The organism is Lelliottia sp. RWM.1, assembly GCF_016859735.1.
GTDB lineage: Bacteria > Pseudomonadota > Gammaproteobacteria > Enterobacterales > Enterobacteriaceae > Enterobacter.
Map to the genome: position 1 here is coordinate 206,465 of NZ_WLVC01000002.1, position 23,663 is coordinate 230,127.

Sequence of the window (23,663 nt, forward strand, 5' to 3'; positions counted from 1 at the left end):
GACAATGAGTAATGCGGGTGCATCCCTTGCAACCTGTTATGGCCCGGTGAGTGCCCACATGATGGCGCAGGCGGAAAAGATCCGTCTGCTGATCCTGGATGTCGATGGCGTCCTCTCCGATGGCTTGATTTATATGGGCAATAATGGCGAAGAGCTGAAAGCATTTAATGTTCGTGATGGTTACGGTATTCGCTGCGCGCTCACATCGGGCATCGAAGTTGCTATCATCACCGGACGGAAGGCTAAACTGGTAGAAGACCGCTGTGAAACACTGGGCATTACCCATCTGTATCAGGGACAATCCGATAAGATGGTCGCGTTCAGGGATTTACTGACGAAACTGTCCATCGCGCCAGAACATGTTGCCTACGTCGGCGACGATCTGATCGACTGGCCAGTCATGGCTGAAGTGGGCCTGAGTATCGCGGTCGCGGATGCACATCCGCTGTTGATCCCGCGTGCCGACTACGTTACCCATATCAACGGTGGTCGTGGTGCTGTCCGTGAAGTATGCGATTTACTGCTGCTGGCGCAGGGTAAGCTTGATGAGGCCAAAGGGCAATCGATATGAGTAAAACCAGACGTTGGGTTATCATTCTGCTTTCACTTGTTGCATTGATCCTGATTGGCGTGAACCTTGCTGACCGTGACGATACGCCAACAGAAGTGGTCAACACTAATGATCCAACATATAAAAGCGATCACAGTGACACCGTGGTCTATAGCCCGGAAGGTGCGCTGAACTATCGCCTGATTGCCCAGCATGTTGAATATTTTTCGGAGCAAGGTGTTTCGTGGTTTACCCAGCCGGTAATGACTACCTTTGATACCGATAAAACACCGACATGGTCGATTAAAGCTGACAGAGCAAAATTGACAAATGACCGTATGCTTTATCTGTATGGTCATGTTGAGGTCAATGCCCTGACCGCAGACTCTCAACTGCGCAAAATTACTACGGATAATGCCCAGATCAACCTGGTCACTCAGGATGTCACTTCGCAGGATCTGGTCACATTGTACGGTACAACATTTAATTCCAGCGGTCTGAGAATGCGCGGGAACTTACGCAGCAAAAACGCCGAGCTGATTGAAAAGGTTAGAACCTCCTATGAAATTCAAAACAAACAAACTCAGCCTTAATTTCGTGATTGCCAGCGCACTGCTGGCCGCCAGTCTTCCCGCGCTTGCTGTGACTGGTGATACCGAACAACCGATTCATATTGAATCCGACACTCAGTCGCTTGATATGCAGGGTAACGTCGTCACCTTCACTGGCAACGTCGTCATGACCCAGGGCACAATCAAAATTAATGCCGATAAAGTGGTCGTCACCCGTCCGGGCGGCGAGCAGGGCAAAGAAATTATTGATGGCTATGGCAACCCTGCCACCTTCTATCAAATGCAGGATAACGGTAAGCCAGTAAAAGGCCGCGCCACACATATGCACTATGAGCTGGCGAAAGACCTTGTCATCCTGACAGGTAATGCTTATCTGGAACAACTGGATAGCAATATCACCGGTGACAAAATCACCTATCTGGTGAAAGAGCAGAAGATGCAAGCGTCCAGCGAGAAAGGCAAACGCGTGACAACCGTGCTTGTTCCATCACAGCTGCAGGACAAAGGCCAAAGCCAGGCCCCGGCACAGAAGAAGAGTAACTAATTCGTTATGGCAACATTAACTGCAAAGAACCTCGCCAAAGCCTATAAAGGCCGTCGCGTCGTAGAAGATGTCAGTCTGACCGTAAATTCTGGCGAAATTGTTGGCCTTTTAGGCCCTAACGGTGCAGGTAAAACCACTACATTTTATATGGTGGTGGGCATTGTCCCACGCGATGCAGGCAACATTATCATTGATGATGATGACATTAGCTTGCTGCCACTGCACGCGCGTGCGCGCCGTGGTATTGGCTATCTGCCTCAGGAAGCTTCCATTTTCCGCCGCTTGAGCGTCTTCGATAACCTGATGGCAGTCCTGCAGATCCGCGACGATCTTAGCGCCGAACAACGTCAGGATCGCGCCAACGAGTTGATGGAAGAGTTCCATATCGAACATCTGCGCGATAACCTTGGGCAGGCACTCTCTGGTGGTGAACGTCGCCGTGTCGAGATAGCTCGTGCGCTGGCTGCAAATCCTAAATTTATCCTTCTGGATGAGCCCTTTGCGGGTGTTGACCCCATATCGGTTATCGACATCAAACGCATTATTGAACACCTGCGCGATAGCGGGCTCGGCGTACTTATCACTGACCATAACGTCCGTGAAACGCTGGCTGTCTGCGAACGTGCATATATTGTTAGCCAGGGCCATCTGATTGCTCATGGCACGCCTCAACAGATCCTCGAAGATGAACATGTTAAGCGCGTGTACCTTGGGGAAGACTTCAGACTCTGATAGGGTAGAGGTATTGTCACGCCGAACCGGAGAATAATGCTCTGAACATGAAGCAAGGTTTGCAATTAAGGCTCAGCCAACAACTGGCAATGACGCCACAGCTACAGCAGGCTATTCGCCTGTTGCAACTGTCCACGCTAGAACTTCAGCAAGAACTCCAGCAAGCGCTGGATAGCAACCCATTGCTGGAGCAAACCGATCTTCATGACGAGGTAGAAACCCAGCAGACACAAGATACAGAAGCGCTCGACACCGTTGATGCTCTCGAACAAAAAGAGATGCCGGACGAGCTGCCTCTGGATGCCAGTTGGGATGAAATCTACACCGCAGGAACGCCATCTGGAACGCGCGTGGACTATCAGGACGACGAATTACCTGTCTATCAGGGTGAAACAACCCAGTCGTTGCAAGATTATCTAATGTGGCAAGTCGAGCTGACGCCGTTTTCTGACACCGATCGCGCTATTGCGACGTCCATTGTCGATGCCGTTGATGATACCGGTTATTTAACGGTGACGCTGGACGATATCCTGGAAAGCATCGGCAATGATGAGATTGATCTTGAAGAGATTGAAGCGGTTCTGAAACGTATCCAGCGCTTTGATCCGGTTGGCGTCGCCGCTAAAGATCTGCGCGACTGCCTGTTGATCCAGCTTTCTCAGTTTGCCAGGGAAACACCATGGATTGACGAGGCGCGATTAATCATCAGCGAACACCTGGATCTCCTGGCAAACCATGATTTCCGCACACTGATGCGCGTAACACGCCTGAAAGAAGACGTACTTAAAGAAGCGGTCAACCTGATCCAATCACTGGATCCGCGCCCTGGCCAATCGATCCAGACCAGTGAACCTGAATACGTTATCCCTGATGTGCTGGTCAGAAAACATAATGACCGCTGGGTTGTTGAACTGAATTCTGACAGTATTCCTCGCCTGCAAATCAACCAGCAGTATGCTTCGATGTGTACCAGTGTGCGCAACGACTCTGACAATCAATACATTCGTAGCAACCTTCAGGAAGCACGATGGTTGATCAAAAGCCTGGAGAGCCGAAACGATACCCTGCTACGTGTAAGTCGCTGTATCGTTGAGCAACAGCAGGCATTCTTTGAGCAGGGTGAAGAGTTTATGAAACCGATGGTGCTGGCAGATATTGCTCAGGCCGTCGAGATGCATGAATCGACGATTTCCCGTGTGACCACACAAAAGTATCTGCACAGTCCACGCGGTATTTTTGAGCTTAAGTATTTCTTCTCCAGTCATGTGAATACCGAAGGCGGTGGCGAAGCCTCGTCGACGGCGATTCGCGCACTGGTGAAGAAGTTGATCGCCGCGGAAAATCCCGCGAAGCCACTGAGTGACAGTAAGTTAACCACCATGCTGTCCGATCAGGGTATTATGGTGGCACGCCGTACTGTTGCGAAGTATCGAGAGTCTTTATCCATTCCGCCGTCTAACCAGCGTAAACAACTGGTCTGACACAACCGATAAGGAAGACACTATGCAGCTCAACATCACAGGACACAATGTCGAAATTACTGATGCTTTACGCGATTTTGTGAATGCTAAATTCGCGAAACTTGAGCAGTATTTCGAAAGGATAAACCAGGTCTACATTGTGTTAAAAGTGGAGAAAGTGACTCATATCTCGGACGCAACCCTGCATGTTAATGGGGGCGAGCTTCATGCCAGTGCGGAAGGGCAAGACATGTATGCGGCTATCGACGGCTTGATTGACAAGCTTGCGCGACAGCTTAATAAACATAAAGATAAACTAAAACAACACTAATTGTCCGGGCAGTTAACGGGTGCAGGAAGGCCTGTTGTGAAACACAACGGGCCATTTGTACAGTTAGCGCTTAGGTGAAATTATGATGAACAACGATTCCGCTCTCCAACTGAGCAACGTCCTTAACCAGGAATGTACCCGCAGTGGTGTCCACTGCCAGAGCAAAAAACGTGCGCTGGAAATCATCAGTGAACTGGCTGCAAAACAGCTGGGCCTACCACCGCAGGTCGTGTTCGAAGCTATTCTGACCCGTGAAAAAATGGGCAGTACTGGCATCGGCAACGGCATTGCAATTCCTCATGGCAAGCTGGAAGAAGATACCTTGCGTGCCGTCGGTGTTTTTGTACAACTGGAAACACCTATCGCCTTTGACGCCATTGATAACCAGCCGGTCGATCTCCTCTTCGCACTGTTGGTTCCGGCCGATCAGACAAAAACCCATCTGCACACGCTTTCTCTGGTCGCCAAACGCCTGGCAGATAAAACCATTTGCCGCCGACTGCGCTCAGCCCAAAGTGATGAAGAGCTGTATCAAATTATCACTGAAGCAGAAGGCAGTCAGGATGATGCATAACAATGAGATGGCCTTCACATCTGTTGTCCTGAGGAGAACCGGAACATGGTGTTGATGATTGTTAGCGGTCGCTCGGGGTCCGGGAAATCCGTCGCCCTTCGTGCGCTCGAGGATATGGGCTTTTACTGCGTGGATAACCTGCCGGTTGTGCTGCTGCCCGACCTTGCGCGGACGCTTGCAGACAGACAAATCTCTGCTGCCGTCAGTATCGACGTCCGTAACATGCCTGAATCACCTGAAGTCTTTGAGCAGGCAATGAATAGCCTGCCAGAAGCCTTCTCACCGCAACTGCTGTTCCTCGACGCAGATCGGAACACGCTTATCCGTCGTTACAGTGATACACGCCGTTTGCATCCACTTTCCAGTAAAAATCTGTCCCTGGAGAGCGCGATCGACGAAGAGAGCGATCTGTTGGAGCCGCTGCGCTCACGTGCAGATCTGATTGTCGACACATCAGAGATGTCAGTTCATGAACTGGCCGAAATGCTGAGAACGCGTTTGCTGGGTAAACGTGAGCGTGAACTGACGATGGTGTTTGAGTCCTTTGGCTTTAAACACGGTATTCCCATCGATGCGGATTATGTTTTTGATGTGCGCTTCCTGCCTAACCCGCACTGGGACCCTAAATTACGCCCAATGACCGGCCTTGATAAGCCCGTCGCAGCATTCCTCGACAGACACACAGAAGTTCACAATTTTATCTACCAGACGCGAAGCTACCTTGAGCTATGGTTACCTATGCTGGAGACAAACAATCGTAGCTACCTGACAGTGGCGATTGGTTGTACTGGCGGTAAACATCGTTCGGTTTATATTGCCGAGCAACTGGCCGATTACTTCCGTTCACGCGGAAAGAACGTTCAGTCCCGTCATCGCACGCTGGAAAAACGTAAAACATGACTGTAAAACAAACTGTTGAGATCACCAATAAGCTAGGTATGCATGCACGCCCGGCAATGAAGTTGTTTGAACTGATGCAGGGATTTGAAGCAGAGGTTCTGTTGCGTAACGATGAGGGAACAGAAGCAGAAGCCAATAGCGTCATTGCACTACTGATGCTCGACTCTGCGAAAGGTCGACAGATTGAAGTCGAAGCGACCGGCCCGCAGGAAGAAGAAGCTCTGGCTGCCGTCATTGCGTTATTTAATGCCGGGTTCGACGAAGACTGAACTTCTTACCCTCTCCCGCCAGGAGAGGGACATCAATACAGTTTATGCTCCACCATAAAGCTCTCCCCACCCAGTTGCCTCATCTGACGCATTATCCATGCCTGACGGCTGCGTACATATCCTGAAGGTGCATTCACCTTAAAACGGATCGGATTCGGTAGAACGGCGGCAAGTAGCGCCGCCTCGGAGAGTGTCAGCCTGCTGGCAGGTTTATGGAAGTAGCGTTGCGCCGCCGCTTCCACGCCAAATACACCCTCACCAAACTCCGCAATATTCAGGTAGACGGTCAAAATACGCTTTTTGCTCCAGACGGTTTCCATTCCGAGCGTCAAACCCGCTTCCAGTCCTTTTCGTAACCAGCTACGCCCGTCCCACAAAAACAGATTTTTGGCCGTCTGCTGTGACAATGTCGACGCACCTCGAACGCGATTCTCATGACGTTCGTTGTGCGCCAGCGCTTTCTCAATGGCCGCCACGTCAAAACCCCAGTGTTCCGGGAATTTCTGATCTTCTGCTGCAATGACCGCCAGCCCCATCAGCGGTGACATTTCATCCATGCTCACCCAATCAGAGTGCGCAACATAGCTGAAATCGCCCGATACCCATGCACCAAGCTGGCGTTCGATCATCACTGCGGAAAAGGGAACGGGCACAACACTGAATAACGCAATACCGCCCCCCCAGAATACGGCGAGCACCAGGACAATGCGGAGCAGGAGATGTTTTACCCATGCGCTCACTGCAAATTTGCGACTCATTCAGTCAGAACCAGCACTCGATCCACCAGCTTTTCAATACCCGTTGCGGCTTCCGCAATATTCTGCGCGAGCATATACGCTGGCGTGGTGACAATCTTGTTATCTTCATCAACAACAATATCGTCAACCGGGCAAGGAACATGCTCGCCCCCCATGTCCTCGATAATTTCAGCCGTATCAATATCCGTTCCAATGGTCAGGCGTAGCGGGAAATCAAAGATTTTAGGTAGCATCGCTGGCGCAATACAGATAAAACCCAGCGGCTTACCGGCACTATGCATCGCCAGTGCCAGCGCTTTCAACTCGCTATCAACATGGCATTCACTTCCCTGGGAGGCAAAGGTGCTTAAATTTTTTGCCGCGCCAAAACCGCCTGGCACAATGAGTGCATCCAGTGCAGTCGCATTTGCCTGCGCCAGAGGCTGGATGTTGCCTCGGGCAATACGCGCCGCTTCAGTCAGAACGTTACGGGTCTCCGGCATCACTTCGCCTGTTAAATGATTGATAACATCTACCTGATTTTTATCCGGAGCAAAACAAATCACTTCTGCGCCATGCCGGGCTAATGCCAGCAACGTTAATACCGATTCATGTATTTCTGCACCGTCGTAAACACCGCATCCACTCAGCACAACACCAATCTTTTTCATCATGACGATCCTTCTTTGCAACCCACTGACGGACATTAATAATTCTGATTAAACCGCTATGCTTCACACATTTCACTGATTCATGTAACAAACCATTTAAGATTTGCTATCTTATCTGCGTGCGGCCTAAATATTCAGGCTGCGTCTATGCGAAAACAACATGATAAATCAGGCGCAGCCACGATTTCCCTGGTGTTGGCGCAGTATTCGCGCACCCCGGTTTATCCGGGGTCATTTTTTTGTATTTTCCACCCACGCTTTGAGCACCGCCACATCGTTTTGCCATTCCTGTTTCATCTCTTCAACCCATTCACCAACGTTATCTTCCCATGCCGGGAGATCGGGAGATTGAATCTGTTGACCCAGTTGCTGCAAGTGGCGTAAACCAATCGAACCGGCTGCACCTTTGATCTTATGACCTTCTTCAACAATCCCTTTCTGATCGCGAGCCGTCAGATTTGACTCCAGCACGCTCAAGTAACCTGGCATCATTTTTTCAAACACAGCCAGTCCATCAGTAATCAGTTTTGGGCCAACCAACTCGATATATTGCTCAAGCATGGCGGTATCCAGTATCGCTTGTGCTTTAGCGCTATCAACAGATGTCATGGTGCTCTCCTCTTCATCACAGGTATCCCAGAACTTCTTAATCATGGCGGTTAATGCAGGGACCGCCAGAGGCTTGCTAAGTACATCGTCCATACCGGCATCAAGGTACTCTTTTTTATCCTTCAGGACGTTGGCCGTCAGAGCAACCAGTGGCGGCAACTCATCAGCAGCATATTTCCCGGTCAACTCACGAGAGATATCCAGCCCTGTCATGTCCGGCAACTGAATATCCAGCAAAACGAGGTCATACTCACCAGGCGTAAACATCTCCAGTGCCGCTTTGCCAGTCATCGCCACGTCCACACTGCTACCCAGTTTTTCCAGCACAGAACGGGCCACGATCACGTTCAGTTCAATGTCTTCCACCAGCAGCACATGCAACGCAGGGAGCGGCATATCATCACTGTCGAAGGTATCCTCTACTTCCTCAGCCACAGCGGGCGCATGGACTGTCAGCGTAAAGGTCGAACCACTGCCAGGGTGACTGGTAACGGTGATGTCGCCACCCATACTCTTCGCCAGACGTTTTGAAACCGCAAGGCCAATACCGGTTCCGGTCGCCGGTTTACCCCCATGGCTGTCCTTCACCTGATAATACATAGCAAAGATTTTATCCTGCTCTTCGTGCGGAATGCCGATACCTGAGTCTTCTACCTCAAAGTGCAGCATGTCACCTTCGTCATAGCGGATACGCACCGCAACCTTACCATTCTGGGTAAACTTCACGGCATTGCTGATGAGATTCCACAGAATTTGTCGCAGGCGTGTTCCATCTGTCACCACTTTATGCGGCAGTGGCAAGGTTGGCTCCATCACAAAGCGCAGCCCTTTTTGCTGCGCCTGTAATCCTGAGAGGTTCTCGAGATCCGCCAGGAAACTGGTGAAATCGATCGGCTGGTTATCGAGCTGAACTTTGCGGCGTTCCATTTTATCCATGTCGATAATATCATTGAAGATATTGCCAAGCGTAACAGCAGAAACATGGATCGTTTTGAGGTATTTCTCCTGCTCCCCCGTCAACTCAGTGTCCAACAGAATACGGCTTAAGCCGACAATCCCATTCAGCGGAGTACGAAGCTCATGGCTGATGGTGGAGATGAAGGTCGTCTTGTCGCGGCTCGCACGTTCCAGAGCGTCCTGATAACGCTTACGTTCAGTAATGTCGCGCCCAAAGCCCATCAGGCCATGGCGTTTACCCACACGGTCGTAATAAGGCACTTTACGGATTTCAAAGCAGGCTTTGCGCCCATCAGGATAATCCAGCCACTGTTCATAGGTGAGGGAAACATTGTGGCGGAAGACTTTTTCATCGGTCTCCATTACCTTGGCGGCCGCCTCTTCGGAATAGACATCCTGCGGCTTCAGGTTAATCAGCTGTTTTTCACTTTTCCCCGTGAGCAGCTCCATTGCCCGGTTGCAGCCTGAAAACTCTTTGTCTTCGTTGCGATAGAAAACGAGATCCGGTGACGCATCCAGGAATGAGCGCAGGAAAGACGATTGCTGTTCGAGCTGGATTTGTGTCACTTCACGCTCTTTCATCTCAATCTTGAGCTGTTCCAGCGTGGTCTGGCGCTCGGCTTCTGCTTTTTCGCGATCCGAAATCTCCTGGTTAAGCTGCGCAATATTGTCTTTCAACTGAACATTGAGTTTGAGATCGCGTTCACGCATCTCTTCCAGTTTCTCAACCAGCCGTGAAAGACGCTGACGGGACTCTTCCAGTTGCTCGACCACCACGGACAGAAAATAGACCGCCCACGGTGTGATCAACAGGCCAAAGAAGATCGAGCGAATTACGTCGATACTTTCGACCTGGCCATGCAAGACCATCGTCACGGCCATCTGCACGACAATGGCCAGCACGACTAATGCCAGTGCCAGCAACATAGAAAATCGCACCAGGCCGAGCTTCATCATCAGATCGACATAGTACTGAGCAAGCATTCGAATTTGCTTCATAGAGGATACCTTCACGACTACATCGCTCAATAATACTCAAATTCGGGGCAAGACGTTGAGGGTTGTGAGAAAAAGTGCGGGGTGAAACAGGAGATTAGCCTCACTCCGGATGTTCAGGAGTGAGGTGAAGTGTTGATCAGGAGCGTTTAAGCAGCAGCCAGAGGCTAATCAGCAGGAAGCTGGCGCTTGGCAGCAGCGCACCAATAATCGGTGGGATCCCGTAAACAAGAGTCAACGGACCAAAAATCTGATCGAGTACATAGAACACGAAGCCAAAGCTGATACCAGTGACGACACGCATCCCCATTGCGACACTTCGGAGTGGCCCGAAGATAAACGACAGTGCCATCAACATCATGACCGCAACGGACATCGGCTGGAAGATTTTACTCCACATGTTGAGCTGGTAACGCCCGGCATCCTGTCCACTCGCCTTCAGATACTTCACATAGTTATGCAAGCCGCTTATCGATAGCGCATCAGGATCCAGGGCAACCACGCCGAGTTTGTCCGGTGTCAGGTTAGTCTTCCACGTGCCAGAAACCGTTTGCGAACCGGTAATTTGTTTCGGATCTTCGAGGTTAGATTCATCAACCTGCGACAAGCGCCAAAGTTTGTTGCTGGCATCGAATTTAGCCGAGGCCGCATAGCGCACAGACTGTAAACGACGGTGCTCATTAAAAGCGTAAATGCTCACACCGCCCAGTTCATCGTCCCCTTTTACGCGTTCGATGTAGACAAAGTTATGACCGTCTTTTGCCCATAATCCCTGCTGGGTCGACAACAATGAGCCGCCATACATAGCCTGAGCACGATAGTTACGAGCCATCTGCTCGCCCTGAGGGGCAACCCACTCACCAATGGCCATGGTCAGCAAAACCAGCGGAATTGCCGTTTTCATTACCGACAGCGCAACTTGCATACGGGTGTAGCCGGAGGCTTGCATCACCACCAGTTCACTACGTTGTGCCAGCATACCCAACCCAAGCAGCGCGCCTAGCAAAGCCGCCATTGGGAAGAAAATCTGCACATCTTTTGGCACACTGAGCAGGGTATACATCCCCGCGCCCAGCGCATCGTAGCTCCCCTGACCTGCTTTTTTTAACTGGTCGACAAACTTAATGATGCCGGAAAGCGACACCAGCATGAACAAGGTCATCATGATGGTGGAAAAAATCGTTTTACCGATGTAGCGATCGAGAACGCCAAATGCCTGCATTACAACGCTCCTTTACGCGAGAACCGGGCACGAATGCGGCGCATGAGCACTGTATCCCAAAGGTTTAATGCCAAAGCCAGCAGGATATACACGCTATTTACTGCCCATGTCCAGACCATAGGATCAAGCTTGCCTTTCGCGCCATTGGAACGAATAGAGGTTTGCAGCAGGAAATAGACCAGGTAAAGCAGCATCGCCGGGAGCATTGAAAGCACACGCCCCTGACGCGGGTTGACCACGCTCAGCGGAACGACAATCAGCGCCATCATAAATACGGTAAATACGAGGGTAATACGCCAGTGGAATTCCGCACGAGCCCGGTCAGTATCCGTATTCCACAACGTACGCATATCCATCTGTTCCGTGTCGCTTGGGTCCAGCGCCACCGCCTGATGGCCAATAATGGCCTGGTAGTTCTGGAAATCCGTAATACGGAAATCACGTAGCATCGCGGTCCCTTCAAAACGCGTCCCTTTATTCAGGGTCACGATCTGAGAGCCATCTTTACTCTGAGCAAGTTGACCGGAATCCGCAACGACGACCGATGGACGTGCATTGCCTTTGGTACGCAGTTGAGCGAGGAACACGTCATTGAATTTACTGCCGTCGACACTCTCAATGAACAACACTGAGTTGCCGTCAGTCGCCTGCTGGAACTGTCCCTGTGCCAACGCGGCCATACCTGGGTTCGCTTTAGCTTCGGCTAACACTTCATCCTGATGACGAGAAGACATGGGGCCTGCCCACATCACATTCACCGCCGCCACAATTCCGGTAAACAGTGCTAATACCATTGCGGCTTTGATCAGCACGGCTTTACTCAGACCGCAGGCGTGCATGACCGTGATTTCACTTTCGGTATAGAGCTTACCGAGCGTCATGAGAAGCCCCAGGAAAAGGCTTAACGGCAGAATAAGCTGAGCCATCTCAGGCACGCCTAATCCGAGCAGAGAAAGCACCAGATTTGTTGGGATTTCGCCGTCAACGGCCGCACCGAGGATCTTGACCAGCTTCTGACAGAAAAAGATCAGCAGCAGGATGAAAAGGATCGCCAGCTGGCTTTTGAGCGTCTCCCGTACCAAATATCTTATGATTATCACTTTAAATACGCCCGTAAAAACCCGTCTCTTTGCTGGAAAATTGCTTGTTTCATGGCTTAAACGTCATTTATTCTCTTGAGTCGTCGAAATCATCGCTAAGATTATAAAACCCGGCGGATTCACGCTTCAGGACATTTTCTGACGTGCTGAAACCGTAGTAACGTAAGATTAACACGAAGTCACCACAACAGCGGACATGAGTTACGAAAGGTTTCAATTCTATCTGTAGCCGCCGCCGTTGTCTTTAAGATTCAGGAGCGTAGTGCATGGAGTTCAGTGTAAAAAGCGGTAGCCCGGAGAAACAGCGGAGTGCCTGCATCGTTGTGGGTGTCTTTGAACCACGCCGCCTCTCCCCGATCGCCGAACAACTCGATAAAATCAGTGATGGCTATATCAGCGCCCTGTTGCGCCGTGGCGAACTGGAAGGCAAACCTGGGCAGACGCTGTTACTGCACCATGTTCCTAACGTGCTGTCCGAACGTATTTTGCTGATTGGCTGTGGCAAAGAGCGCGAGCTGGATGAGCGTCAGTACAAGCAGGTTATTCAGAAAACAATCAATACGCTGAATGATACCGGCTCAATGGAAGCCGTCTGCTTCCTGACTGAACTGCACGTCAAAGGCCGTAACACTTACTGGAAAGTACGTCAGGCGGTAGAGACCGCCAAAGAAAGTCTGTATAGCTTCGATCAACTGAAGACGAATAAAAGCGAGCCACGCCGCCCACTGCGCAAAATGGTCTTCAACGTGCCTACGCGTCGTGAGCTGACCAGCGGGGAACGTGCGATTCAGCACGGTCTGGCGATTGCAGCAGGCATTAAAGCAGCAAAAGATCTGGGCAACATGCCGCCAAATATTTGCAACGCGGCTTACCTCGCCTCTCAGGCTCGTCAACTGGCAGACTCATACAGCAAGAACGTCATCACCCGCGTGATTGGCGAGCAGCAGATGAAAGAGCTGGGCATGCATTCGTATCTGGCGGTGGGCAACGGCTCCCAGAATGAATCCCTGATGTCGGTTATCGAATACAAAGGCAACCCGTCTGAAGACGCACGCCCGATCGTTTTGGTCGGTAAAGGTCTGACCTTCGACTCCGGTGGTATCTCCATCAAACCTGCCGAAGGCATGGACGAGATGAAGTACGACATGTGTGGCGCGGCTGCAGTCTACGGCGTGATGAGAATGGTGGCGGAACTTCAGTTACCGATTAACGTTATTGGCGTGCTTGCGGGCTGTGAAAACATGCCTGGCGGTCGCGCATACCGTCCGGGTGATGTTCTGACCACCATGTCCGGTCAAACCGTTGAAGTGCTGAATACCGATGCTGAAGGGCGTCTGGTACTGTGCGACGTACTGACCTACGTTGAGCGTTTCGAACCTGAAGCGGTTATCGACGTCGCCACACTTACCGGTGCGTGCGTGATTGCTCTGGGCCACCACATCACGGGCCTGATGTCGAACCACAACCCGTTGGCGCATGAACTGATTGGTGCATCTGAGCAGGCTGGCGATCGCGCATGGCGTCTGCCGCTGGGTGATGAATATCAGGAGCAGTTAGAGTCCAACTTTGCCGATATGGCGAATATTGGTGGTCGTCCTGGCGGTGCAATTACGGCGGGCTGCTTCCTGTCACGCTTTACCCGTAAGTACAACTGGGCTCACCTGGACATTGCCGGAACGGCATGGCGCTCCGGTAAAGCCAAAGGTGCTACGGGTCGTCCAGTAGCCTTGCTGTCGCAGTTCCTGCTGAATCGCGCCGGGTTTAACGGCGAAGAGTAAGTTAAGAACGGCAGCAAACTATAGGCCGGGTAAGGCGATGCCGCCACCCGGCTTAAGCATTTAAAGTGAGCAAAAGAAACCCCATATATGAAGAATGCAACGTTCTACCTTCTGGACAATGACACTACCGCAGACGGTTTAAGCGCCGTCGAGCAACTGGTGTGTGAAATTGCCGCAGAACGTTGGCGCAACGGGAAACGCGTCCTGATCGCCTGTGAAGATGAACAGCAGGCCATTCGTCTGGACGAGGCGCTGTGGGCACGACCACCTGAAAGTTTTGTCCCACACAATCTGTCGGGCGAAGGGCCACGAGGCGGTGCACCCGTCGAAATTGCCTGGCCGCAAAAGCGCAACAGCAGTGCACGCGATATTCTGATTAGCCTGCGTACAAGCTTTGCAGATTTTGCCACCGCTTTCACAGAAGTGGTAGACTTCGTCCCTTACGAAGACTCTCTGAAACAACTGGCGCGCGAACGTTATAAAGCGTACCGCCTGGCTGGTTTTAACCTGAATACGGCAACCTGGAAATAATGGAAAAGACATACAACCCACGAGATATCGAACAGCCGCTTTACGAGCACTGGGAGCAGCAGGGCTATTTCAAGCCTAATGGCGATGAAAGCAAAGAGTCCTTCTGCATCATGATCCCGCCGCCGAACGTCACCGGCAGTTTGCATATGGGTCATGCCTTCCAGCAGACTATCATGGACACCATGATCCGTTACCAGCGCATGCAGGGCAAAAACACCCTGTGGCAGGCTGGTACTGACCATGCGGGTATCGCAACCCAAATGGTAGTTGAGCGTAAGATTGCCGCTGAAGAAGGTAAAACTCGCCACGACTACGGTCGCGATGCCTTCATCGACAAAATTTGGCAGTGGAAAGCAGAATCTGGCGGCACGATTACTCGTCAAATGCGCCGTCTCGGCAACTCCGTGGACTGGGAGCGTGAGCGCTTCACCATGGATGAAGGTCTTTCCAATGCGGTTAAAGAAGTGTTCGTCCGTCTGTACAAAGAAGATCTGATTTACCGAGGCAAACGCCTGGTAAACTGGGATCCGAAACTGCGTACCGCCATCTCTGACCTGGAAGTGGAAAACCGCGAGTCTAAAGGCTCCATGTGGCATATCCGCTATCCGCTGGCTGATGGCGCGAAAACGGCTGACGGGAAAGATTACCTGGTTGTCGCCACCACGCGCCCAGAAACCCTGCTCGGCGATACCGGCGTAGCGGTGAATCCGGAAGATCCGCGCTATAAAGATCTGATCGGTAAGTTCGTGGTACTGCCGCTGGTGAACCGCCGCATTCCAATCCTCGGTGACGAACATGCCGACATGGAAAAAGGCACAGGTTGCGTAAAAATCACCCCTGCACATGACTTTAACGACTACGAAGTTGGCCGTCGTCATGCCCTGCCGATGATCAACATTCTGACCTTTGATGGCGATATCCGTGAAAGCGCGGAAGTGTACGATACCAAAGGGGAAGAGTCTGACGTCTACTCCAGTGAAATCCCGGCTGAATTCCAGAAACTGGAACGTTTTGCCGCACGTAAAGCGGTAGTCGCTGCTGTTGACGCACTCGGCTTGCTGGAAGAGATCAAACCTCACGATCTGACCGTGCCGTACGGCGATCGTGGCGGTGTGGTTATCGAGCCGATGCTGACTGACCAGTGGTATGTCCGTGCTGACGTACTGGCGAAGCCAGCCGTTGAAGCCGTTGAAAACGGTGACATCCAGTTCGTACCAAAACAGTACGAAAACATGTACTTCTCCTGGATGCGTGATATTCAGGACTGGTGTATCTCCCGTCAGCTATGGTGGGGTCACCGTATCCCGGCATGGTACGACGAAGCGGGCAACGTTTACGTAGGCCGTACTGAAGAGGAAGTGCGTCAGGAAAACAACCTGAGCGCCGACATCGCGCTGCGTCAGGACGAAGACGTTCTGGATACCTGGTTCTCCTCCGCGCTGTGGACGTTCTCCACTCTCGGCTGGCCGGAAAACACCGACGCACTGCGTCAGTTCCACCCTACCAGCGTGATGGTTTCTGGCTTTGATATCATCTTCTTCTGGATTGCCCGCATGATCATGATGACCATGCACTTCATCAAAGATGAAAATGGCAAACCTCAGGTTCCGTTCCATACCGTCTACATGACCGGTCTGATCCGTGACGACGAAGGTCAGAAGATGTCCAAATCCAAGGGCAACGTGATTGACCCACTGGATATGGTTGACGGGATCTCGCTGGAAGAGCTGCTGGAAAAACGTACCGGCAACATGATGCAGCCACAACTGGCAGAGAAAATCCGCAAACGTACCGAGAAACAGTTCCCGAACGGCATTGAATCTCACGGTACTGATGCCCTGCGTTTCACCCTGGCAGCGCTGGCCTCTACGGGTCGCGACATCAACTGGGACATGAAACGTCTGGAAGGTTACCGTAACTTCTGTAACAAGCTGTGGAACGCCAGCCGCTTCGTGTTGATGAACACCGAAGATCAGGATTGCGGATTCAACGGCGGCGAAATGGTTCTCTCTCTGGCCGACCGCTGGATCCTGGCCGAGTTTAACCAGACGGTGAAAGCGTATCGTGAAGCGTTGGACAGCTTCCGCTTCGATATTGCGGCGGGAATCCTGTACGAATTCACCTGGAACCAGTTCTGTGACTGGTATCTGGAGCTGGCTAAACCGGTGATGAACGGCGGTACAGATGCGGAACTGCGCGGCACGCGCAACACGCTGATCACCGTTCTGGAAGGTCTGCTGCGCCTTGCACACCCAATCATTCCATTCATCACCGAAACCATCTGGCAGCGTGTGAAAGTGATTGCAGGTATCGAGGCCGACACTATCATGCTGCAGCCGTTCCCGGCATTCGATGCTTCCCGTGTTGATGAAGCCGCCGCGGCCGATACCGAATGGCTGAAACAGGCGATCGTGGCTGTACGTAACATTCGTGCAGAAATGAACATTGCCCCAGGCAAACCACTGGAGCTGCTGCTGCGTGGTTGCAGCGAGGCTGCTGTTCGTCGTGTCACCGAGAACAACACCTTCCTGAAGACGATGGCTCGTCTGGAAAGCATCACAGTATTACCTGCCGATGACAGAGGTCCGGTCTCTGTGACCAAAATCATCGACGGCGCAGAACTGCTGATTCCGATGGCTGGCCTGATCGACAAAGATGCCGAGCTGGCTCGTCTGGCGAAAGAAGTGGCGAAAGTCGATGTGGAAATCGGCAAAATCGAAAGCAAACTGGCAAACGAAGGCTTTGTTGCCCGTGCGCCGGAAGCGGTCATCGCCAAAGAGCGTGAACGTCTGGTTGCTTTTGCTGATGCGAAAACTAAGCTGATCGAGCAGCAGGCCGTTATCGCTGCCCTGTAATGCTTTTACCCCTTACGCTTCATAGCGTAAGGGGTATCCTTCCTGAAATATCCTCGCTTGCACTCCCCTTTTTACGGTGCTATTAACAGCAATTGTGTGTCATTTTTGTCATGAGTAATACTATGAGCGTGATTACCCCCGTCGCCACCACCATGCGTCGGATCACTGAGCAGGACAACGCAGCCATTGCGGCGGTGATCCGTATCGTTTCAGCGGAATATGGTCTGACAGCCGATAAAGGCTATACCGTTGCCGACCCTAATCTGGATGAGTTATTCCAGCTTTATACCCAACCCGGTCATGCATATTGGGTGATTGAGCAGGATGGGAAAGTCGTGGGCGGAGGTGGTGTTGCACCGCTCAGTTGCAGTGAACCGGATATCTGCGAACTGCAGAAAATGTATTTCCTGCCCAGCGTACGCGGACAAGGTCTGGCGAAAAAACTGGCGCTGGCCGCCCTCGATCATGCCCGCACCCAGGGCTTTAAACGCTGTTACCTCGAAACCACCGAATTCCTCAAAGAGGCGATTGGCCTGTATGAGCACCTGGGCTTTGCGCATATCGATGCACCGCTGGGTTGCACCGGGCACGTAGACTGTGAAGTCAGGATGCTGAAAAGTCTGTAAATTTCGTTCCTGCCCTCTTCTGTTAAGCGGCTGTAAACTGAATGCTCTACACTCTCAGTTCACACCATAACGGGGGAAATACGATGTCGAAGATAAAAAGCTACGCCGCACCGCAGGCGGGTGCAGAGCTGGAACTGTATGAATACGATGCGGGCGATCTCAAAGCAGAAGACGTCGAAGTACAGGTTGATTACTGCGGGATCTGCCATTCAGACCTCTCGATGATCGATAACGAATGGGGCTTTTCACAGTATCCCCTGGTTGCCGGACACGAAGTGATTGGTCATGTCGTTGCCCTGGGCGCGGCAGCACAGGATAAAGGGCTGAAGATTGGTCAGCGTGTCGGTATCGGCTGGACGGCTCGCAGCTGCGGACACTGTGATGCCTGTATCAGCGGCAACCAGATCAACTGCCTCGAAGGCTCCGTCCCCACCATTCTGAACAAAGGCGGTTTCGCCGATAAACTGCGCGCCGACTGGCAATGGGTCATTCCTCTGCCAGAAAGCATTGATATCGAATCCGCCGGCCCGCTGCTTTGCGGGGGTATCACCGTCTTCAAACCACTGCTGATGCACCACATCACCGCCACCAGCCGCGTGGGTGTGATTGGTATTGGCGGTCTGGGTCACATCGCCATCAAACTGCTGCATGCCATGGGCTGTGAAGTGACCGCCTTTAGCTCTAACCCGGCAAAAGAGAAAGAAGTGCTGGCGATGGGTGCAGATAAAGTGGTTAACAGCCGCGATCCAGAAGCGCTGAAAGCACTCGCAGGTCAGTTTGATCTAATCATCAACACCGTCAACGTCGATCTCGACTGGCAGCCATATTTCGAAGCCCTGGCCTACGGCGGTAATTTCCACACCGTGGGTGCAGTGCTGAAACCGCTGCCGGTTCCGGCATTTACACTGATCGGCGGCGATCGCAGCGTTTCAGGCTCCGCAACCGGTACGCCGTTCGAGTTGCGCAAACTGATGAAATTTGCCGGTCGCACCAAAGTTGCACCAACAACCGAACTGTATCCAATGTCAAAAATCAATGAAGCAATCCAGCACGTACGCGACGGTAAAGCTCGTTACCGCGTGGTGCTAAAAGCCGATTTCTGATAGCCGTTTGCCGGAGCAACGAGCGGCCTGATGCCCTCACCTCAACCCTCTCCTTGTGGGAGAGGGTGCAAACATGAATAACGGTAACGGGTGTTACCGTTTTGCTTTTACCATGGCCTTAAAGACTTCAGCCACCGCTACCGCACCCGGATCGGTGACCCCTTCCAGATTGTCTTTATTCACATACGACGAACGCCCCGCCCCGGCTTTCACCATTTTCGCGGTCGCGTCAGCCCCTGCTTGCGCAGCCTGCGCTGCTGACTGAAGATCGCCTCGCTGTAATGCCTCCAGCGCTGGTTGCAGTGCGTCGATCAATGTACGATCGCCGAGATCCGCCCCCCCATATTGCTTCATCTGCGCAAGACCGCTCAATAACGCCTCGGGGAGTGATTGACCATCATGCAGCTTCTGCCCGGCCGCCGCGAAGAAGATCGACATCAATACGCCACTAGATCCCCCCATTACCGTCGCCAGACGCTCTCCCGTCAACAACAGCAACGCGGGCACATCGTTAAGCGGAAGTTGTTGTTTCTCAAGGCGCTGCGCAATATCACGCGCCCCTTGTGCAAAGGTTGACCCCGTATCACCATCACCCACTTTCGCATCCAGTGCATTCAACCGATTCTCCAGAGCCAGAAGTGTCTGGGTTCCCACCGCAACCAACGCACCTACCCCGGCATTCTCCGACGGCGTAAATTCAACGCGATCATGAATCGCGGTATGGGGCAATGTACGCAACGGCGCAAACGCCACAGGTTTCTGCCAGCCCAGCGTTTCAACACTTTCGTTTATCGCCTGCTCAAAGGTAGCGTTGAGCTTTAACAGCGACAGCGAAAAGCCTTTCATGTCCAGCGAACTGACCAGCGGAGCAGGGCCAATCAGGTAGGCGATATCCTCTTTCAATGCCGAGTGGGCCAGCTCTTTAGTCAGCAGAGCCATTTCCAGTGCCGACACGCCACCGAGATTATTGATTAGCACCGCAAATCGTCCCTTCCCTGCCTGCGCTTTGAGTGGTGTGACAAGCGTATCGATTATGGCTTTACTGTTTTGCGTATCGACAACAGAAGCACCTGGCTCGCCATGGATCCCCAACCCCAGTTCAACATGCCCTTTCCGGATACGCCCTTCATCGTCATCACTGCCCGGCAGATTGCAGGTTTGCATCGCGACTCCCAGGCTCCAGAGGTTATCGCAGGCCTGCCGGGCAATATCGCGCACTTCACCGAGCGATTTACCGTGTTCCGCCGCGAAGCCTGCGATTTTGTGTACCAACGCCGTCCCGGCAATTCCCCGCGGCTGTTTGTTATCCGGCAGGGCGATATCATCCGCGACGATCACCATCTCAACCTTCAGGCCATACCGCTTAGCCTTTTCTGCTGCCAGGCCAAAGTTAAGGCGATCCCCTGTATAGTTTTTCACGATCAGCAGACAGCCGCGATCGCCTGTGACCGCAACAATGGCATTGAGCACGGCGTCCACGCTCGGCGAGGCAAACAGATCCCCACAAACTGCAGCCGTGAGCATGCCTTTACCCACAAAACCAGCATGCGCAGGCTCATGACCGGAACCGCCACCGGAAATCACCGCCACGCGGCTTTTATCCCAGTCACTGCGCGCGATGACACGAATAGCCGGGTCGATATCAAGTTTGACGAGATTACCGTGCGGGGCAGAAATCAAAATACCTTCAATGGCGTCGTTGACCAGCTGTTTGCGGTCATTAAAAAAGAATCTGGACATAGTTTCCCAAAATGTTGTGAACCCTATGCAAAAGCATAGTCCGCACTGGGTAATACGCCGCAAAGTAAGGAATTTTCTGCGTCACATTGCCGTCGGTTTGCCTATACTCCACGCATGACAATGAGAGGACGTGCATCATGAGTACACCACTATTGATCGCCAGGACGCTGGAGAAAGAGTTGTTTTTACTGCCTGCAATGGCAAACCGCCACGGGCTGATTACCGGTGCAACCGGGACGGGTAAAACCGTCACCCTGCAAAAGCTGGCGGAGTCCTTTTCTGCCATTGGCGTTCCGGTGTTTATGGCCGATGTGAAAGGTGATTTAACTGGCGTTGCTCAGGAAGGAACGGCATCGGAAAAACTGCTCGAGCGTCTGCAAAATATTGGCGTGAACGACTGGCAACCGCAGGCCAGCCCGGTCGTTGTCTGGGACATTTTCGGTGAGAAAGGCCATCCCGTGCGCGCTACCGTTTCCGATCTCGGTCCCTTGCTGCTGGCGCGGCTTCTGAATTTGAACGATGTGCAGTCCGGCGTGCTGAATATTATCTTCCGTATTGCCGACGACCAGGGGTTACTGCTGCTTGATTTCAAAGATCTGCGGGCGATAACTCAGTACATCGGGGAGAACGCCAAATCTTTCCAGAATCAGTATGGCAATATCAGCGCTGCTTCCATTGGTGCTATTCAGCGTGGGTTACTGACGCTTGAACAACAAGGCGCAGAGCACTTCTTCGGCGAACCGATGCTGGACATCAGGGACTGGATGCGTACAGACAGCAACGGCCACGGCATCCTCAATATTCTGAGTGCGGAAAAACTCTACCAGATGCCAAAACTCTACGCCGCGAGTCTGCTGTGGATGCTCTCCGAGCTCTATGAACAATTGCCAGAGGCAGGCGATCTGGAAAAACCGAAACTGGTGTTCTTCTTTGACGAGGCCCACCTGCTGTTCAGCGATGCTCCGCAGGTGCTGCTGGATAAGATCGAACAGGTGATCCGTCTGATACGTTCCAAAGGGGTGGGCGTTTACTTCGTTTCGCAAAACCCGTCGGATATCCCCGATAACGTTCTGGGGCAACTCGGGAACCGTGTGCAACATGCCCTGCGAGCCTTCACGCCTAAAGATCAGAAGGCCGTCAAAGCCGCAGCGCAAACCATGCGGGCGAATCCTGCATTTGATACTGAAGCAGCCATCCAGGCTTTAGGGACCGGTGAAGCACTGATCTCCTTCCTGGACGCGAAAGGCAGCCCGTCCGTGGTAGAACGTGCAATGGTGATTGCCCCCTACTCACGTATGGGACCAGTCACCGATGACGAGCGCAACAGCCTGATAAACCACTCTCCTGTCTACGGTAAGTATGAAGATGAAGTAGACAGAGAATCAGCGTTCGAGATGCTGCAAAAAGGGGTACAAGCGACGACGGACTCACAAGGCGCCGCCGCCACCAAAGAGGTATCAGATTCCACAGATGATGGGCTCCTCGGGGGGCTGAAAGACATTCTGTTTGGCAGTACAGGGCCTCGTGGTGGCAAGCGCGATGGCGTGGTACAGACCATGGCTAAAAGCGCGGCGCGGCAGGTTACCAATCAAATTGTGCGCGGCATGCTGGGAAGCCTGCTAGGGGGCCGTCGCAGGTAGTAAAGGACTCCACGGACGTCCAATAGCCGATCCCTGAACCCCGTGCTCATTCAGGTAACGGTCAATTTCAACCATCCCCGTCCAGCGGTTCTCACACCACAGTGGTGCGAGGAGCGTTGGCCGGCGAGCACTGGCTGAGATGCGATGATAAATAATCTCGGGTGGAGTATGCCGAATCATCTCACCCGCCGTCACGGTATAGTCTTCCAGCGCAATACCGTTAAGCCGCCCGGCCTCCCACGCTTTCGCCATCGTACTGCCTTTCACGATATGCAACGGGTGCAGCTTAATCCCGTCAACACCCGTCTCAACCACCTTCTCCAGTGTCTCAAGACTGTGCTGAAGCCCTTCGCCTGGCAAACCGACAATCAGGTGCGAGCACACCTTGAGCCCGCGTTCACGGGCCAAACGCGTGGTTTGCTGATAACAGGCAAAGTCGTGACCACGATTGATACGGTGCAAGGTTTTGTCATGTGCCGTTTGTAACCCCAACTCCAGCCAAATTTCATAACCCAGAGCGTTGTACTCACTCAGCAAATCCAGCACCGCTTCTGGCACACAGTCCGGGCGCGTACCCACACATAACCCCACGATACTGGCCTGACTTACCGCCTGCTGGTACATCGAACGCAGCACCTGCACTTCCGCCCAGGTGCTGGTATACGCCTGAAAATAGGCCAGATACTGCTTTGCGCGATTCACCCGCTTTGCCTGATGGGTAAGTTGCTCAGCGATGGAATGATGTTGCTGCGCCTCATCAGCAAACGAGGCGACATTACAGAAAGTACAGCCACCACGGCCAATCGTCCCGTCACGATTTGGACAGCTAAAACCACCGTGTAATGTCAGCTTATGAACCTTTTGTCCGTATCGACGTGAAAGATCCCCACCAAACATATTGACTAATTTCTGTAACTGCATAATCTGTTAGACCGCCCCGGAGAAAGGGGATAAGCCTGCCATTTTTAGCTTCAGTCGGCGATGACCTGGATCAAGCGCCCTGGACTGCTATTATTCATTTGAATAAAAACTCACGATTACTGCAATTTCATTCATACGACCTGCAATTACTTTTCCTTATGTTCTGATTGTTTTTTTCACTTATAGCATCACAGCTGAAAAACAGTGTGATTATGCGGGTTAGAGCATAATACCAGATTATAATT

General features: G+C 52.3%; 22 protein-coding genes. 15 read left to right on the forward strand and 7 right to left on the reverse strand.

Annotation, left to right across the window (positions count from 1 at the left end):
• The first annotated feature begins 4 nt into the window (after window positions 1-4).
• The 9 genes from kdsC to npr all read left to right on the forward strand — a co-directional run bounded on the left by kdsC (window position 5) and on the right by npr (window position 5,932).
• Window positions 5-571: a 3-deoxy-manno-octulosonate-8-phosphatase KdsC gene (gene kdsC, locus GF617_RS02840; protein WP_181623843.1), complete on the forward strand. Its 567-nt coding sequence runs from the start codon at window positions 5-7 to the stop codon at window positions 569-571.
• Window positions 568-1,143 (forward strand): LPS export ABC transporter periplasmic protein LptC, encoded by a 576-nt coding sequence (gene lptC / locus GF617_RS02845; protein ID WP_181620966.1) that lies wholly within the window; start codon window positions 568-570, stop codon window positions 1,141-1,143. The genes kdsC and lptC overlap by 4 nt, the downstream gene beginning before the upstream one ends.
• Window positions 1,112-1,666, forward strand: a complete 555-nt coding sequence (lptA, locus tag GF617_RS02850) for a lipopolysaccharide ABC transporter substrate-binding protein LptA (protein ID WP_181620967.1) — start codon at window positions 1,112-1,114, stop codon at window positions 1,664-1,666. Before lptC ends, lptA begins: the two co-directional genes overlap by 32 nt.
• A 6-nt stretch (window positions 1,667-1,672) precedes the next feature.
• Complete coding sequence (gene lptB / locus GF617_RS02855; protein ID WP_181620968.1) at window positions 1,673-2,398, forward strand: LPS export ABC transporter ATP-binding protein; 726 nt, start codon at window positions 1,673-1,675, stop codon at window positions 2,396-2,398.
• A 47-nt stretch (window positions 2,399-2,445) separates the two neighbouring features.
• Window positions 2,446-3,879, forward strand: a complete 1,434-nt coding sequence (rpoN, locus tag GF617_RS02860) for an RNA polymerase factor sigma-54 (RefSeq protein ID WP_181620969.1) — start codon at window positions 2,446-2,448, stop codon at window positions 3,877-3,879.
• A 22-nt stretch (window positions 3,880-3,901) separates the two neighbouring features.
• Window positions 3,902-4,189 carry a ribosome hibernation promoting factor gene (hpf, locus tag GF617_RS02865; RefSeq protein WP_014071954.1) on the forward strand — a complete coding sequence of 96 codons (288 nt, stop codon included), beginning with the start codon at window positions 3,902-3,904 and terminating at the stop codon, window positions 4,187-4,189.
• 82 nt (window positions 4,190-4,271) lie between these two features.
• Complete coding sequence (gene ptsN, locus GF617_RS02870; RefSeq protein WP_014833457.1) at window positions 4,272-4,763, forward strand: PTS IIA-like nitrogen regulatory protein PtsN; 492 nt, start codon at window positions 4,272-4,274, stop codon at window positions 4,761-4,763.
• Between the two features lie 45 nt (window positions 4,764-4,808).
• Window positions 4,809-5,663, forward strand: a complete 855-nt coding sequence (gene rapZ / locus GF617_RS02875; RefSeq protein WP_112010916.1) for an RNase adapter RapZ — start codon at window positions 4,809-4,811, stop codon at window positions 5,661-5,663.
• Window positions 5,660-5,932: a PTS phosphocarrier protein NPr gene (gene npr, locus GF617_RS02880; protein WP_181620970.1), complete on the forward strand. Its 273-nt coding sequence runs from the start codon at window positions 5,660-5,662 to the stop codon at window positions 5,930-5,932. The genes rapZ and npr overlap by 4 nt, the downstream gene beginning before the upstream one ends.
• A 32-nt stretch (window positions 5,933-5,964) precedes the next feature.
• Here npr and mtgA read toward each other — a convergent pair whose 3' ends face one another.
• The 5 genes from mtgA to lptF all read right to left on the reverse strand — a co-directional run bounded on the left by mtgA (window position 5,965) and on the right by lptF (window position 12,224).
• Entirely contained in the window at window positions 5,965-6,690 is a 726-nt protein-coding gene (mtgA, locus tag GF617_RS02885; protein WP_181620971.1) for a monofunctional biosynthetic peptidoglycan transglycosylase, read from the reverse strand.
• Window positions 6,687-7,340 (reverse strand): isoprenoid biosynthesis glyoxalase ElbB, encoded by a 654-nt coding sequence (elbB, locus tag GF617_RS02890; RefSeq protein WP_203451034.1) that lies wholly within the window; start codon window positions 7,338-7,340, stop codon window positions 6,687-6,689. The genes mtgA and elbB overlap by 4 nt, the downstream gene beginning before the upstream one ends.
• A gap of 231 nt (window positions 7,341-7,571) precedes the next feature.
• Window positions 7,572-9,905, reverse strand: coding sequence for an aerobic respiration two-component sensor histidine kinase ArcB (arcB, locus tag GF617_RS02895; RefSeq protein WP_181620972.1), 2,334 nt, complete (start codon window positions 9,903-9,905; stop codon window positions 7,572-7,574).
• Window positions 9,906-10,041: 136 nt separating this feature from the next.
• Window positions 10,042-11,124 carry an LPS export ABC transporter permease LptG gene (lptG, locus tag GF617_RS02900; RefSeq protein WP_181620973.1) on the reverse strand — a complete coding sequence of 361 codons (1,083 nt, stop codon included), beginning with the start codon at window positions 11,122-11,124 and terminating at the stop codon, window positions 10,042-10,044.
• Complete coding sequence (gene lptF / locus GF617_RS02905; protein WP_181620974.1) at window positions 11,124-12,224, reverse strand: LPS export ABC transporter permease LptF; 1,101 nt, start codon at window positions 12,222-12,224, stop codon at window positions 11,124-11,126. Before lptF ends, lptG begins: the two co-directional genes overlap by 1 nt.
• Before the next feature lie 266 nt (window positions 12,225-12,490).
• On the opposite strand from lptF, the gene pepA reads away from it, so the two are divergent.
• The 5 genes from pepA (at window position 12,491) to GF617_RS02930 (ending at window position 19,117) form a co-directional block, all read left to right on the forward strand.
• Complete coding sequence (gene pepA / locus GF617_RS02910) at window positions 12,491-14,002, forward strand: leucyl aminopeptidase (protein ID WP_181620975.1); 1,512 nt, start codon at window positions 12,491-12,493, stop codon at window positions 14,000-14,002.
• Window positions 14,003-14,089: 87 nt separating this feature from the next.
• Window positions 14,090-14,533, forward strand: a complete 444-nt coding sequence (holC, locus tag GF617_RS02915; RefSeq protein ID WP_181620976.1) for a DNA polymerase III subunit chi — start codon at window positions 14,090-14,092, stop codon at window positions 14,531-14,533.
• Entirely contained in the window at window positions 14,533-17,388 is a 2,856-nt protein-coding gene (locus GF617_RS02920; protein ID WP_203451014.1) for a valine--tRNA ligase, read from the forward strand. Before holC ends, GF617_RS02920 begins: the two co-directional genes overlap by 1 nt.
• 122 nt (window positions 17,389-17,510) lie before the next feature.
• The gene (locus GF617_RS02925; RefSeq protein ID WP_203451015.1) at window positions 17,511-18,014 is read left to right on the forward strand and encodes a GNAT family N-acetyltransferase; all 504 of its coding nucleotides are present in this window, start codon (window positions 17,511-17,513) and stop codon (window positions 18,012-18,014) included.
• 83 nt (window positions 18,015-18,097) lie between these two features.
• On the forward strand, window positions 18,098-19,117 hold the full coding sequence (locus tag GF617_RS02930) for an NAD(P)-dependent alcohol dehydrogenase (protein WP_181620979.1): 1,020 nt from the start codon (window positions 18,098-18,100) through the stop codon (window positions 19,115-19,117).
• A 93-nt stretch (window positions 19,118-19,210) separates the two neighbouring features.
• Here the strand turns inward: GF617_RS02930 and GF617_RS02935 are convergent, their stop codons facing one another.
• Window positions 19,211-20,857: a dihydroxyacetone kinase subunit DhaK gene (locus GF617_RS02935; RefSeq protein ID WP_203451016.1), complete on the reverse strand. Its 1,647-nt coding sequence runs from the start codon at window positions 20,855-20,857 to the stop codon at window positions 19,211-19,213.
• Between the two features lie 137 nt (window positions 20,858-20,994).
• Between GF617_RS02935 and GF617_RS02940 the strand changes: the two genes are divergently transcribed.
• On the forward strand, window positions 20,995-22,497 hold the full coding sequence (locus GF617_RS02940; RefSeq protein ID WP_203451017.1) for a helicase HerA-like C-terminal domain-containing protein: 1,503 nt from the start codon (window positions 20,995-20,997) through the stop codon (window positions 22,495-22,497).
• Here the strand turns inward: GF617_RS02940 and GF617_RS02945 are convergent.
• A complete protein-coding gene (locus GF617_RS02945; RefSeq protein WP_181620982.1) occupies window positions 22,477-23,418 on the reverse strand; it encodes a TIGR01212 family radical SAM protein in 942 nt (313 codons plus the stop codon). The two genes, GF617_RS02940 and GF617_RS02945, sit on opposite strands and share 21 nt — an antisense overlap.
• Window positions 23,419-23,663 lie beyond the last annotated feature (245 nt).

Bases quoted from the DNA above. Each gene is read 5' to 3' on its own strand.
- kdsC (WP_181623843.1), top strand. From the start codon at position 5: ATGAGTAATGCGGGTGCATCCCTTGCAACCTGTTATGGCCCGGTGAGT.
- lptC (WP_181620966.1), top strand. From the start codon at position 568: ATGAGTAAAACCAGACGTTGGGTTATCATTCTGCTTTCACTTGTTGCA.
- lptA (WP_181620967.1), top strand. From the start codon at position 1,112: ATGAAATTCAAAACAAACAAACTCAGCCTTAATTTCGTGATTGCCAGC.
- lptB (WP_181620968.1), top strand. From the start codon at position 1,673: ATGGCAACATTAACTGCAAAGAACCTCGCCAAAGCCTATAAAGGCCGT.
- rpoN (WP_181620969.1), top strand. From the start codon at position 2,446: ATGAAGCAAGGTTTGCAATTAAGGCTCAGCCAACAACTGGCAATGACG.
- hpf (WP_014071954.1), top strand. From the start codon at position 3,902: ATGCAGCTCAACATCACAGGACACAATGTCGAAATTACTGATGCTTTA.
- ptsN (WP_014833457.1), top strand. From the start codon at position 4,272: ATGATGAACAACGATTCCGCTCTCCAACTGAGCAACGTCCTTAACCAG.
- rapZ (WP_112010916.1), top strand. From the start codon at position 4,809: ATGGTGTTGATGATTGTTAGCGGTCGCTCGGGGTCCGGGAAATCCGTC.
- npr (WP_181620970.1), top strand. From the start codon at position 5,660: ATGACTGTAAAACAAACTGTTGAGATCACCAATAAGCTAGGTATGCAT.
- mtgA (WP_181620971.1), bottom strand. From the start codon at position 6,690: ATGAGTCGCAAATTTGCAGTGAGCGCATGGGTAAAACATCTCCTGCTC.
- elbB (WP_203451034.1), bottom strand. From the start codon at position 7,340: ATGAAAAAGATTGGTGTTGTGCTGAGTGGATGCGGTGTTTACGACGGT.
- arcB (WP_181620972.1), bottom strand. From the start codon at position 9,905: ATGAAGCAAATTCGAATGCTTGCTCAGTACTATGTCGATCTGATGATG.
- lptG (WP_181620973.1), bottom strand. From the start codon at position 11,124: ATGCAGGCATTTGGCGTTCTCGATCGCTACATCGGTAAAACGATTTTT.
- pepA (WP_181620975.1), top strand. From the start codon at position 12,491: ATGGAGTTCAGTGTAAAAAGCGGTAGCCCGGAGAAACAGCGGAGTGCC.
- holC (WP_181620976.1), top strand. From the start codon at position 14,090: ATGAAGAATGCAACGTTCTACCTTCTGGACAATGACACTACCGCAGAC.
- GF617_RS02920 (WP_203451014.1), top strand. From the start codon at position 14,533: ATGGAAAAGACATACAACCCACGAGATATCGAACAGCCGCTTTACGAG.
- GF617_RS02925 (WP_203451015.1), top strand. From the start codon at position 17,511: ATGAGCGTGATTACCCCCGTCGCCACCACCATGCGTCGGATCACTGAG.
- GF617_RS02930 (WP_181620979.1), top strand. From the start codon at position 18,098: ATGTCGAAGATAAAAAGCTACGCCGCACCGCAGGCGGGTGCAGAGCTG.
- GF617_RS02935 (WP_203451016.1), bottom strand. From the start codon at position 20,857: ATGTCCAGATTCTTTTTTAATGACCGCAAACAGCTGGTCAACGACGCC.
- GF617_RS02940 (WP_203451017.1), top strand. From the start codon at position 20,995: ATGAGTACACCACTATTGATCGCCAGGACGCTGGAGAAAGAGTTGTTT.
- GF617_RS02945 (WP_181620982.1), bottom strand. From the start codon at position 23,418: ATGCAGTTACAGAAATTAGTCAATATGTTTGGTGGGGATCTTTCACGT.